Source organism: Streptomyces sp. NPDC060194 (assembly GCF_042728285.1).
GTDB lineage: Bacteria > Actinomycetota > Actinomycetes > Streptomycetales > Streptomycetaceae > Streptomyces.
The window spans coordinates 1-12594 of record NZ_JBHWZH010000158.1; the positions used below are offsets into that span (position 1 = coordinate 1).

11 protein-coding genes are annotated in these 12594 nt (G+C 73.4%); 8 read left to right on the plus strand and 3 right to left on the minus strand.

Going from position 1 to position 12594, the window contains the following annotated elements; all coding sequences use genetic code 11:
• Window positions 1-135 precede the first annotated feature (135 nt).
• A complete protein-coding gene (locus tag ACFWEG_RS25085; protein ID WP_387219270.1) occupies window positions 136-1212 on the plus strand; it encodes an NAD-dependent epimerase/dehydratase family protein in 1077 nt (358 codons plus the stop codon).
• A 15-nt stretch (window positions 1213-1227) separates the two neighbouring features.
• A complete protein-coding gene (locus ACFWEG_RS25090) occupies window positions 1228-2298 on the plus strand; it encodes a lysophospholipid acyltransferase family protein (RefSeq protein WP_387219272.1) in 1071 nt (356 codons plus the stop codon).
• Between the two features lie 95 nt (window positions 2299-2393).
• On the opposite strand, the gene ACFWEG_RS25095 is transcribed toward ACFWEG_RS25090, so the two are convergent.
• The 3 genes from ACFWEG_RS25095 to ACFWEG_RS25105 form a co-directional block, all read right to left on the minus strand.
• Window positions 2394-3614 (minus strand): DUF5667 domain-containing protein, encoded by a 1221-nt coding sequence (locus ACFWEG_RS25095; RefSeq protein WP_387219274.1) that lies wholly within the window; start codon window positions 3612-3614, stop codon window positions 2394-2396.
• A 199-nt stretch (window positions 3615-3813) separates the two neighbouring features.
• A complete protein-coding gene (locus tag ACFWEG_RS25100; RefSeq protein ID WP_387219276.1) occupies window positions 3814-4617 on the minus strand; it encodes an ECF subfamily RNA polymerase sigma factor, BldN family in 804 nt (267 codons plus the stop codon).
• A 350-nt stretch (window positions 4618-4967) separates the two neighbouring features.
• On the minus strand, window positions 4968-5975 hold the full coding sequence (locus ACFWEG_RS25105; RefSeq protein ID WP_387219279.1) for an HAD family hydrolase: 1008 nt from the start codon (window positions 5973-5975) through the stop codon (window positions 4968-4970).
• 93 nt (window positions 5976-6068) lie between these two features.
• Between ACFWEG_RS25105 and ACFWEG_RS25110 the strand changes: the two genes are divergently transcribed.
• The 6 genes from ACFWEG_RS25110 to hemB all read left to right on the plus strand — a co-directional run bounded on the left by ACFWEG_RS25110 (window position 6069) and on the right by hemB (window position 12555).
• Window positions 6069-6356 carry a glutaredoxin family protein gene (locus ACFWEG_RS25110; protein WP_387219281.1) on the plus strand — a complete coding sequence of 96 codons (288 nt, stop codon included), beginning with the start codon at window positions 6069-6071 and terminating at the stop codon, window positions 6354-6356.
• 346 nt (window positions 6357-6702) lie between these two features.
• A complete protein-coding gene (locus ACFWEG_RS25115) occupies window positions 6703-7488 on the plus strand; it encodes a redox-sensing transcriptional repressor Rex (protein ID WP_387219284.1) in 786 nt (261 codons plus the stop codon).
• Window positions 7485-8843, plus strand: coding sequence for a glutamyl-tRNA reductase (locus ACFWEG_RS25120; RefSeq protein WP_387219287.1), 1359 nt, complete (start codon window positions 7485-7487; stop codon window positions 8841-8843). Before ACFWEG_RS25115 ends, ACFWEG_RS25120 begins: the two co-directional genes overlap by 4 nt.
• Window positions 8840-9802: a hydroxymethylbilane synthase gene (hemC, locus tag ACFWEG_RS25125; RefSeq protein WP_387219289.1), complete on the plus strand. Its 963-nt coding sequence runs from the start codon at window positions 8840-8842 to the stop codon at window positions 9800-9802. The genes ACFWEG_RS25120 and hemC overlap by 4 nt, the downstream gene beginning before the upstream one ends.
• Window positions 9799-11445, plus strand: coding sequence for a uroporphyrinogen-III synthase (locus tag ACFWEG_RS25130; protein ID WP_387219291.1), 1647 nt, complete (start codon window positions 9799-9801; stop codon window positions 11443-11445). The genes hemC and ACFWEG_RS25130 overlap by 4 nt, the downstream gene beginning before the upstream one ends.
• Before the next feature lie 120 nt (window positions 11446-11565).
• Entirely contained in the window at window positions 11566-12555 is a 990-nt protein-coding gene (hemB, locus tag ACFWEG_RS25135) for a porphobilinogen synthase (protein ID WP_387219294.1), read from the plus strand.
• Window positions 12556-12594 lie beyond the last annotated feature (39 nt).

The following is a 12594-nucleotide window of genomic DNA, read 5'->3' on the forward strand; positions in this document are numbered from 1 at the left end:
GCCACTGAACAGTGGTGGGGCCACGGCTTTTTCCACATCCGGCCGGTTGTCCACAACCCCGTGCCCGGACCGCCACGCGCCCCGGCGAGCGGCTACGGTGGGCGGCCAGGGGTCAGCGGACGGGAGGCGCGGATCATGGGCAGGGTCGTGCTGGTGACCGGGGTGGCCCGGCAGCTGGGAGGCCGCTTCGTGCGGCGGGTGCAGCGGGATCCGGACGTGGACCGGGTGATCGCGGTCGACGCCGTCGCGCCCGGGCATCCGCTCGGGGACGCGGTGTTCGTCCGGGCCGACATCCGGCAGCCGGCCGTCGCCCGCGTCCTGGCGGAGCACGCCGTCGACACCGTCGTCCACCTCGACGTGACGGGCACCCCGCTCGGCGGCGGCGGCAGCCGGGGCTCGGTCAAGGAGACCAACGTCATCGGCACGATGCAGCTGCTCGGCGCCTGCCAGAAGTCGCCCACCGTACGGCGGTTCGTGGTGAAGTCCAGCACCAACGTGTACGGCTCGGCGTCCCGGGACCCGGCCGTCTTCACCGAGAGCACCCCGCCCAAGGCGCTGCCCAGCGGCGGCTTCGCGAAGGACGCCGTCGAGGTCGAGGGGTACGTGCGCGGCTTCGCCCGGCGGCGGCCCGACGTGGCGGTGTGCGTGCTGCGCCTCGCGAACATCGTGGGACCGAACGCGGACACCCCGCTGGTGGAGTACTTCTCGCTGCCGGTGCTGCCGACCGTCTTCGGCTACGACCCGCGGCTGCAGTTCGTCCACGAGGACGACGTCGTCGACGTCCTCGAGCTCGCCGCCGCCGAGCCGCGGCGGGGGACGCACAACAGCGGCACGTTCAACATCGCCGGGGAGGGCGTCCTGACGCTGTCCCAGTGCGCGCGGCGGCTCGGCCGGCCCACCGCGCCGTTCCTGCTGCCCGCGGTCCGCTGGGTCGGCTCGGCGCTGCGGACGGTGGGGATGACGGACTTCTCGCCGGAGCAGATCCGGCTGCTCACGCACGGGCGGGTGGTGTCGACCGTGCAGATGCGGGAGGTTCTCGGGTACACGCCGAAGTACACGACCGCGGAGGCGTTCGCGGACTTCGCCCGCAGCCGGGGCGAGGGCCTGCTGCCCCCGGAGGCGCTGGCGAGGGCGGTGGACCGGCTCGCCGACCTGTCCCGCGGGGCGCGGGAACGCACCACCCGGAGCCGTACCACTCAGAGCGCGGGATGAAGGAGCGCATCAGCGATGGCGGACGCCAAGGTCATTCCCTTCGACGACGACCGGCCGCGGGCCGGTGCCGACCGGCGTGCACCGCGCAGGCGGCCGGCCGGCGGGGCGGGGCGGCGGAGGGCCGAGCCCGGCGGCCGTGAGGTGCCGGTGAGCGCGGTCCCGGAGGAGCCAGTCCTCCTCGACCCGGAGGCGGACGCCCCGGAGGCGCCGGCGGACGCCCCCGCCGACGCCCCGACGGAGGAGCCCGACGGCTGGGACCGCCGGATCGCCGGGGGTCTTGCCTTCCTGCGCCGGCGCATCACCGGCGACTACGAGGTCGACGAGTTCGGCTACGACCGGGAGCTCACCGACCAGGTCCTGATGTCGCTGGTGCGGCCGCTGTACGAGAAGTACTTCCGCGTCGAGGTGAAGGGCGTCGAGAACATCCCCGCGACCGGCGGCGCGCTCGTCGTCGCCAACCACTCCGGGACGCTGCCGCTGGACGGGCTGATGATGCAGGTCGCCGTCCACGACCACCACCCCGAGGGCCGGCACCTGCGGCTGCTCGCCGCGGACCTCGTCTTCCACCTGCCGGTGGTGAACGAACTGGCCCGCAAGGCCGGGCACACCCTCGCCTGCGCGGAGGACGCCGAGCGGCTGCTGCAGCGGGGCGAGGTCGTCGGGGTGATGCCGGAGGGCTTCAAGGGGATCGGCAAGCCCTTCGGCGACCGGTACAAGCTGCAGCGGTTCGGCCGCGGCGGCTTCGTGTCGACGGCGCTGCGGGCGCGGACGCCCATCGTGCCCTGCTCGATCGTCGGCGCGGAGGAGATCTACCCGATGATCGGGAACTCCCGGACGCTGGCGCGGATCCTCGGCATCCCCTACTTCCCGATCACCCCGACGTTCCCGTGGCTGGGGCCGCTCGGGGCGGTGCCGCTGCCGACGAAGTGGACGATCGAGTTCGGGGAGCCGATCCCGACGGACGGCTACGCGCAGGACGCGGCGGACGACCCGATGCTGATGTTCAACCTCACCGACCAGGTGCGGGAGCAGATCCAGCACTCGCTGTACAAGCTCCTCGTGCAACGGCGTTCGGTGTTCTTCTGAGCACGCACGAGACACGACGCACGACGCGCGACACACAACGCGCGCCGCACGGAACCGGTGACGGTCCCGCGCGGCGCGCGTAGAGGCGCCTGCTCCTACAGGTCCTCCCCGTCGATGCCGAGACCCGGAAGGATGTCCGGCAGCAGGGGCGGGATGGTGACGTCCGGCGCGACCGACGGGTCGCCGCCGCGGTCGGAGGGGGACTCCGGGCCGGACGGCGTGGACTGCGGCGGGTCGAGCAGATCGCCGGTGGCACCGCCGAGCAGGCCCTCGTCGCGCGGGGCCTCCTGCCGGGCATCGGGGCTGGACGGCGCGGGCGCCTCCTTCCGCCCGGACTCCCGGCCGGCGGTGGGACCGGTCGAGGGGTCCGCGCGGTGCCGGCCGGTGGGCGAGCTGCCCGGGGCGGGTGTGTCGGGGCGGGCCGTGCGACCGCGCTCGGGGACTTCGGGCAGCAGCGACCCCTTGTGCGGGGCCACCTCGTTCTCGATGTCGGCGAACACGTCGGAGACGTCCTGGGTCACGTCGCCGAGCTGCGGCGGAAGCACCTCGACGAGCCGGCCCCAGCCGGCGCGGTGGGACTCGGTGAAGGCCGACAGCTCGCGGATCGGGCCGAGGGAGCCGTCCTTCTCGTAGGCGCGGTGCAGGAGGCGGTGGCCCTCGCTGGCGTCGTGTCTCATGCCGGAGAGCGCGCGTCTCACCTCGCCGAGCGACTCGTGGTCGAGGCTGCCGGAGCGGCCGCGGTCCATGAGGCGGCGGGCCTCGTTGAAGCGGGTGGAGGCCTGGTCGAGGTAGAGGGAGCCGCGGTCGGCGTCGCTGTCGGTGAGACCGAGCCGGGCGTCCTCCATGCCGCGCTTGAGGCCGTACAGGGTGTCGCCGGGCAGGGCGTCGGAGCTCGCGGCGGCGACGCCGCTGAAGGCTCCGGCGGCCACGCCGGCGGCCAGACCGCCCGCGGCGATCCCCTTCGACCAGCGGGACCTCGGGCGCAGTTTGCGCAGCGGGCTCGCCCGGTGCGCACCCCTGCCCGACCGCTGCTCGGGCAGGCGTACGGCCGTGGCCTCGCCGCCGGCGAACATCGCCTCCATCGCGGCCACCAGCTGGGCCCGCTGCACCTCCTTGACCTCGGGGTCGAGCTCAGGCCTCGGCAGCCTGGCCAACCCGTCGGCCAGGGCGAGCAGCGCCGGCTGGTCGCCCTCTGTCCCGGTCTCCGCCGCTGCCCTGCCGGCCTCGGCGGCCGCCCTCTCCTGGCCTGGTTCGGCATCATCCACGGCCTGGGCGAAGGCGTTCGCCCGCCGGTGTGCCGATACGTTCGCGATCACAGGCGGCACCTCCTCTCCTCATGACGGTCGACTCCGTCGACTCCCCGCGACGGCGACAGGTTGCACATCTCAGGGGGAGCCTGCATCCCGCCCAACGAGCCCCGTGGCACTTGGGTTACGGGCCGGAGGTGAGACGAAAGATGATCCGACCGCAGAGTGGTCGACGCCTCACCGAGCGTGACGGGCAAGGGAGTTCACGTCACCGGGCGTCGTCGGGGAGCAGTCGGGCGAGGGTCCGTACCGCCCGGTACTGGAGGGTCTTGATCGCCCCCTCGTTCTTGCCCATCACGCGGGCGGTCTCGGCGACGGAGAGGCCCTGGAGGAAGCGCAGGGTCACGCACTCCTGCTGCTGCGGGTTGAGCCGGCGGACGGCGTCGAGCAGGGCGGCGTTGGAGAGCCGCTCCAGGACGGAGTCCTCGGGGCTGCGCTCGACCTCGTTGGCGTCGAGCATCTCGCCGGTGGTGACCTCGAGCCGGAAGCGGCTCGACTTGAAGTGGTCGGCGACGAGGTTGCGGGCGATGGTGACCAGCCAGGCGCCGAAGTCGCGGCCCTGCCAGGTGAAGGTGCCGATGCGCCGCAGGGCGCGCAGGAAGGTCTCGCTGGTCAGGTCCTCGGCCGTCGCCTTCCCGCCGACCCGGTAGTAGATGTAGCGGTAGACGGTGTCGCTGTACTGGTCGTAGAGCCGGCCGAAGGCGTCGGACTCGCCGGCCTGGGCGCGTTCGACGAGCTCCATCATGCGGGCGGCCTCGCTGTCCGCGGCCGGTCGGCGGACGGGGGTGGTGGCGGTGCCGGCGGAGCCGCCCGCGGTACGGACGCCTCGTCTGCCGACCGCCGCACCGCTTTCGGCGAGGGCGTACACCGGACCGAAGGGGCCGGCGGCGGCGAGGGGTGGCGCGAATGCGGGGACGGCGTACGCGGTGGGGACGAGACCGCGCAGGCGGTCGACGACCGTGGCGCGCAGCGTAGCCAGGCCCGAGGCGTCAACCCCGACGTGTGGGTACACGGGACTCCCAGAGGCAGAGCTTGCATCACGTGCAGTGCGGAACCGGTCACCCTTGGTGTGCGGTGGCGGCTACCGGAATGCGTCTGAGGAGAATAACGCTTCGTACAGGCAGGACTACAACCAGTTGCTCAAATCATCGATTACGTCGCTTCTGTAACGCACTGTCGATCGAATATGCGTCGCTCCGTGACCGATTGTCGATCGGTTGAGTGCAGAACGTGTCGCGGCCGGGTGCGGGTTGTGGCCGGGTGTGCTCAACGGGACTGGCGGGGACGCCGGGTCGCGGAGCCGTCGGATTGCCGTACGGAATGACGTTCGGTGCGCGCGGCCGCCGTTCGATACCGGTCGGGTCAGCGCCGGCGGCGGTGGAGGGCGACCGCCGCGGCGGTGCCGCCGGCGAGCGCGCCGACGCCGGCGGCGGCCGGGATGCCGACCTTCGCGGCCTTGCGGCCGGTGCGGTAGTCCCGCAGCCGCCAGTCGCGTTCGCGGGCGTACTTGCTGAGCTTGCTGTCGGGGTTGATCGCGTAGGGATGGCCGACCAGGGACAGCATGGGGATGTCGTTGTGGGAGTCGCTGTAGGCGGCGCAGCGGGTCAGATCGAGGTTCTCGGCGCCGGCCAGCGCGCGGACGGCCTCGGCCTTCGCCGGCCCGTGCAGCGGTTCGCCGACGAGCCGGCCCGTGTACACGCCGTCGACCGACTCCGCGACGGTGCCGAGCGCACCGGTCAGGCCGAGCCGGCGGGCGATGATCGTGGCGGCCTCGACGGGGGCGGCGGTGACGAGCCACACCTTCTGCCCGGCGTCCAGGTGGGCCTGGGCGAGCGCGCGGGTGCCGGACCAGATCCGGTCGGCCATGTACTCGTCGTAGATCTCCTCGCCGATGCTCATCAGCTCGGCGACGCGGTGGCCCTTGACGATGGACAGCGCGCTGTCGCGGGCGTCCTGCATGTGCTCGGGGTCCTCCAGGCCCGCGAGCCGGAAGTACGCCTGCTGCCAGGCGAACCGGGCCAGGTCGCGGGTCTCGAAGAACTTCCGCTTGTACAGGCCGCGGCCGAAGTGGAAGAGGGAGGCGCCCTGCATGACGGTGTTGTCGAGGTCGAAGAACGCCGCGGCCCGCTCGTCGCCGACGACCGGGAAGGCCGGCTCCTCGGGCGGTTCGGGGGCCTCGAGGGCCTCGACGACGGCGTCGGGGGCGCCGGTCTCCAGCTCCTCCAGCTTGCGCGCGGCCTCGGCGGAGGCCTCACCGGCGAGCACGCTGCGCGCGGTGGCGGAGCGGCGCCTCGGGGTGAGCCATCCCCAGCCGAGGCGCGTCCCGAAGAGGGTCCTACCGGGGTGACGGTCGGGCGACGGGTGGGCCATGGCGAGAGCATAGTCAGTGCGGACGGCGGGCTTCCTGTCGAGAGGAGTCCCCGCTGTGAACAACAGGTGCGGGACGGGCGGCAGAATGGGGCCATGAGCGCCCTTTTCCGCCGTGCCGGCAAGCAGCCGCCGGCCGACCCCGCGTCGCGACTGGTCACCCTGGTCGGCAAGCCCGGCTGCCATCTCTGCGACGACGCCCGCGCGGTCGTGACCCGGGTCTGCGCGGAGACCGGCGCCCGCTTCGAGGAGCGGGACATCACCGTCGACCAGGAGATGTACGACGCCTACTGGGAGCAGATCCCGGTGGTGCTCGTCGACGGGGCGCAGCACACGTTCTGGCGGGTGGACCCGGAGCGGCTGCGGCGCGCGCTGGAGAGCTGAGTCACAGCGCCGGGCGCACAACCGCTCAACCCGGCCCCGCGGCCCCGGGGACCAAGGTGGCCAGGCCCGTTCGAAGCGGATACTCGTCTACATTGGGGGGCGATTCGGTCGCGGGGGCGGACATCCATGAGGAGAGTGTGAGGTTTTGCCCCCGTCGGGTACTCAACGCGTGCGCGCGCTCACCGGTTCCACGGTGGCGTGCGGGGGGCGCGTGACCCCGGTCACTTTGCCCGGACAAAACAGACACCGTCTTTGTGCACGCGTTCACAAAGACATAGCCTGCTTCAGACGGGGCGGTCCGGGGACGAGCGACCGCCCACAGCCCCGCTCTACCCGCAGGAGCACCGTGGCAACTGGCCGAACTCACCGACCGGCGACCCGCAGCCGAGGGATTCCCGAGGCCACGGTCGCCCGCCTTCCGCTGTACCTCCGCGCGCTCACCGCACTGTCCGAGCGCTCGGTGCCCACGGTCTCCTCCGAGGAGCTGGCGGCCGCCGCCGGGGTCAACTCCGCGAAGCTGCGCAAGGACTTCTCCTACCTCGGCTCCTACGGCACCCGCGGCGTGGGCTACGACGTCGAGTACCTCGTCTACCAGATCTCCCGCGAGCTCGGGCTCACCCAGGACTGGCCGGTCGTCATCGTCGGCATCGGCAACCTCGGCGCCGCGCTCGCCAACTACGGCGGTTTCGCCTCCCGCGGCTTCCGCGTCGCCGCGCTGATCGACGCCGACCCCGCGATGGCCGGCACCCCGGTCGCGGGCATAGCGGTGCAGCACGCGGACGAGCTGGAGCGCATCATCGAGGACAACGGCGTCTCCATCGGCGTCATCTCGACCCCGGCCGCCGCCGCGCAGCCCGTCTGCGACCGGCTCGTCGCCGCCGGCGTCACCTCGATCCTGAACTTCGCCCCGACCGTGCTGTCCGTGCCCGACGGCGTGGACGTGCGGAAGGTCGACCTCTCCATCGAGCTGCAGATCCTCGCCTTCCACGAGCAGCGCAAGGCCGGCGAGGAGGCCGCGCAGGCCGCCCGGATCGAGGAGGGCGACGGCGTCGCCGTCCCCGCCCCGCCGCGCGGTGGGAGCACCGGGCGCAAGGGCCCCGACGGCGAGGTCCCGGCGGTGATGCCGGCATGAGTCTGCTGGTCGTCGGCCTGAGCCACCGCAGCGCGCCGGTCAGCGTGCTCGAGCGGGCCTCGCTGTCCGCGGACGCGCGGGTCAAGCTGCTCCAGGACACGCTCGCCGCCGAGCCCGCCGCCGAGGCGACGGTGCTCGCCACCTGCAACCGCATCGAGCTCTACGCCGACGTGGACAAGTTCCACGCCGGGGTGGCCGAGCTGTCGACGCTCCTCGCCCAGCACAGCGGCGTCGGGCTCGACGAGCTCACCCCCTACCTCTACGTGCACTACGAGGACCGGGCCGTGCACCACCTGTTCTCGGTGGCGTGCGGACTGGACTCGATGGTCGTCGGCGAGGGGCAGATCCTCGGCCAGATCAAGGACGCGCTCGCCGTGGGGCAGGAGCTGCACACCGCGGGCCGGCTGCTGAACGACCTGTTCCAGCAGGCCCTGCGGGTCGGCAAGCGCGCCCACTCCGAGACCGGCATCGACCGCGCCGGGCAGTCGCTCGTCACCTTCGGCCTTCAGCAGCTCGCCGGGGACGCGGAGCTCACCGACTGGGCCGCCGGCAAGCGCGCCCTGGTCATCGGCGCCGGCTCGATGTCCTCCCTCGCCGCGGCCACCCTGGCCCGCGCGGGCGTGCGCGAGATCGTCGTCGCCAACCGCACCGAGGCCCGCGCCGAGCGGCTCGCCGCGATCCTGGGCGAGCCCGGCGGGACCGGCGTCGCGGCCCGCGCGGTCCCGATGAGCGCCGTCGAGAAGGAGATGGCGGCGGCCGACGTCGTCGTCTCCTGCACCGGCGCGACCGGCCTGGTGCTCACCGCCGACGCCGTCGACGCGGCCGTCGGCGAGCGCCCCCTGTACCTGCTCGACCTGGCCATGCCCCGCGACGTCGACGCCGCAGCGCACCGGATCACCGGCGCCCGGCTCGTCGACATCGAGTCGCTGGCCGAGGCGTCCGCGGACGCCCCCATGGCCGCGGACGTCGACCTCGTCCGCACCATCGTCACCGGCGAGGTGGCCGCCTTCGGGGCGGCGCAGCGGGCCGCGACGATCACTCCGACCGTGGTCGCGCTCCGGGCGATGGCCGCAGAGGTCGTCGCCGGCGAGATCGCCCGGCTCGACGGGCGCCTGCCCGAGCTGGGCGAACGGCAGCGGGCCGAGATCACCCAGACCGTCCGGCGGGTGGTCGACAAGCTGCTGCACGCGCCGACCGTACGGGTCAAGCAACTGGCCGGGGAGCCCGGCGGGGCCGGGTACGCGGACGCGCTGCGGACGCTCTTCGACCTCGACCAGGACACCGTCGCCTCCGTCAGCCGGGCCGGCGCGGGCGACACCCATGTAGAGGACCTCAAGAACCGAGGGCGAGTATGACCGAGAAGCCGGCACTCAGGCTGGGCACCAGGCGGAGCAAGCTCGCCATGGCCCAGTCCGGCCAGGTGGCCGACGCCGTACGGCAGTTGACGGGCCGTCAGGTCGAGCTCGTCGAGATCACGACCTACGGCGACGTCTCCCGTGAGCACCTCGCGCAGATCGGCGGCACGGGCGTCTTCGTGACCGCGCTGCGCGACGCGCTGCTGCGCGGCGAGGTCGACTTCGCGGTCCACTCGCTGAAGGACCTGCCGACCGCCCAGCCCGACGAGCTGACGCTCGCCGCCGTCCCGCCCCGCGAGGACCCGCGGGACGTGCTGGTCGCCCGGGACGGGCTGCGCTTCGAGCAGCTTCCGGCCGGCGCCCGGATCGGCACCGGTTCGCCCCGCCGGGCCGCGCAGCTCAACGGCTACGCGCTGGCCCACGGGATGCGGATCGAGACCGTGCCGATCCGCGGGAACATCGACACCCGCGTCGGCTACGTCACCCAGGGGGAGCTGGACGCGGTGGTCCTCGCCGCGGCCGGACTCAACCGGATCGGCCGGAGCGCGGACATCACCGAGCTCCTGTCGACCGAGACCGTACTGCCCGCCCCCGGCCAGGGGGCACTGGCGATCGAGTGTGCTGCGACCAGCACCGAACTCGCCGCAGCGCTCGCCGAGCTCGACGACCCGTTCACCCGGGCCGCCGTGACCGCCGAACGCGCCCTGCTCGCCGCCCTGGAGGCCGGTTGCAGCGCACCCGTGGGGGCGCTCGCCGACCTGCTGGCCGACGGGCAGGCTGTCACCGAGATGCGCCTGCGCGGCGTCGTCGGCACGACCGACGGCACCGAGCTGGTGCAGCTGTCCACCACCGGTCCCGTACCCGTCACGCCCGACCAGGCGGAAGCTCTCGGACGCGGCCTCGCCGCCGAGATGCTCGCCAAGGGTGCGGCCGGTCTTATGGGGGAGCGAGCACGATGAACCCCGCCATTGTCCCTTCCGCCCCACTGCCTTCGGCGCCCGCGGGCGCCGCCGGGCAGGGGCACGTCACGTTCCTGGGCGCCGGCCCCGGCGATCCGGGCCTGCTCACCCTGCGGGCCGTCGAGGCGCTGTCCGTCGCCGACGTGCTGGTCGCCGAGGAGCACGTCCTCGACGTCGTGCGCACGCACGCGCGGGCAGGCGTCGACGCGCCTGACATGACGTCAGCTGAGTCCGCCGCCGCCCATCTTGTCATGCAGGCCGCGCGCGGCGGCAAGCGGGTCGTCCGTGCGGTGAGCGGGGACCCCGGGCTCGACTCGGCGACCGGCGAGGAGATGCTCGCCTGCGCCGCGGAGGGCATCCCCTTCGAGGTGGTGCCGGGCATCGCCGCCGCGGTGGGCGTGCCCGCCTACGCCGGCGTGCCGCTGCGGGACGCCGAGGGCGCCGACGTGCGCTTCGTCGACGCGCGCACCGCGTCGGAGACGTGCTGGGCGGAGGTCGGGGGCAGCGACGGGACGGTCGTGGTGTCCGTCGCGCTGGAGTCGGTGGTCGCCGCGGCGAGCGAGCTGGTCTCCGCGGGCCGCAAGCCCGACACCCCGATGACGGTCACCGTCGCCGGGACCACCACCCGCCAGCGGACGTGGAACGCGACGCTCGGCACGGTCGCCCAGGTGCTCAAGCAGGCCAAGGTGCTGCCGTCGGTCGACGGGCAGCAGCCCGTCATAGCCGTCGTGGGGGAGCGCTCGGCCGCCGCCCGGCGCGAACAGCTCTCCTGGTTCGAGTCCAAGCCGCTCTTCGGCTGGCGGGTCCTGGTGCCGCGCACCAAGGAGCAGGCCGCCTCGCTCTCCGACCAGCTGCGCTCCTACGGCGCGGTGCCGCACGAGGTGCCGACGATCGCCGTCGAGCCGCCGCGGACCCCGCAGCAGATGGAGCGGGCCGTGAAGGGCCTGGTCACCGGCCGCTACGAGTGGATCGCCTTCACCTCCGTCAACGCGGTGAAGGCGGTGCGGGAGAAGTTCGAGGAGTACGGGCTCGACGCGCGCGCCTTCGCCGGGATCAAGGTCGCGGCGGTCGGCGAGCAGACCGCGGCCGCGCTGGTCGACTTCGGCGTGAAGCCGGACCTGGTGCCGAGCGGCGAGCAGTCCGCGCGCGGCCTCCTGGAGGACTGGCCGCCGTACGACCCGGTCTTCGACCCGATCGACCGGGTGTTCCTGCCGCGGGCCGACATCGCGACGGAGACGCTGGTCGCCGGTCTGATCGAGCTCGGGTGGGAGGTCGACGACGTCACGGCGTACCGGACCGTGCGGGCGTCGCCGCCGCCGGCGGACACGCGTGAGGCGATCAAGGGCGGCGGCTTCGACGCGGTGCTGTTCACCTCGTCGTCGACCGTGCGGAACCTGGTCGGGATCGCGGGCAAGCCGCACAACGTGACCGTGATCGCGTGCATCGGGCCCGCGACCGCGAAGACGGCGGAGGAGCACGGGCTGCGGGTCGACGTGATGGCCCCGGAGCCGTCCGTGACCCGGCTCGCGGAGGCGCTCGCCGAGTTCGGCGCGGGGCGCAGGCTCGCGGCGCTCGAGGCGGGCGAGGTCGTCTCGCGGCCGTCGGAGAAGCGGCCGGGCGCGCGGCGGCGGCGGACGGTCTGACAAGGTGTGGGGGCCGACGGCCCCCACACCCGTTTCCGGGGGCTTCGGCCCCCGCGACGCGGAACGACGTGCTCGGCAGCGCACCGGCGGCCGAGCCGAGATGTGTGAGGCGAACTCCCCATGACCTACGGCAACTTCCCCGGCACCCGTCCCCGCCGGCTCCGGACCACCCCCGCCATGCGGCGCATGGTCGCCGAGACGCGGCTGCACCCGGCCGACCTGATCCTGCCCGCGTTCGTGCGGGAGGGGATCTCCGAGCCGGTCGCCATCGGGGCGATGCCCGGCGTCGTGCAGCACACGCGGGACACCCTGCGGAAGGCCGCCGTGGAGGCGGTCGAGGCCGGCGTCGCGGGGATCATGCTGTTCGGGGTGCCGGAGGACGCGAAGAAGGACGGGGTCGGGACCGCCGGCACCGACCCGGACGGGATCCTGCAGGTCGCGCTGCGGGACGTCCGGGCGGAGGTCGGGGACGACCTCGTCGTCATGTCCGACCTGTGCCTCGACGAGTACACCGACCACGGCCACTGCGGCGTCCTCGACGCGGCCGGTCGGGTCGACAACGACGCCACCCTGGAGCGGTACGCCGAGATGGCGCAGGTCCAGGCGGACGCCGGCGCGCACGTCGTCGGGCCGAGCGGGATGATGGACGGCCAGATCGGCGTCATCCGCGACGCGCTGGACGGCATCGGCCGCGAGGACGTGGCGGTCCTCGCCTACACCGCGAAGTACTCCTCCGCGTTCTACGGCCCGTTCCGCGAGGCCGTCGGCTCGTCGCTGACCGGCGACCGCAAGACGTACCAGCAGGACCCGGCCAACGTGCGGGAGTCCCTGAAGGAACTCGCGCTCGACCTCCAGGAGGGCGCGGACATGGTCATGGTCAAGCCCGCCGGCCCCTACCTGGACGTCCTCGCCAAGGTCGCGGACGCCGTCGACGTCCCCGTCGCCGCGTACCAGATCAGCGGTGAGTACGCGATGATCGAGGCCGCCGCGGAGAAGGGCTGGATCGACCGCGAGAAGGCGATCCTGGAGTCCCTGACGGGCATCAGGCGCGCGGGCGCGGACATGATCCTGACGTACTGGGCGACGGAAGTGGCCCAGGGCCTGCGGTAGTCGACACACGAGAGGAGCCCCCGCCGGACGGATCCGGCG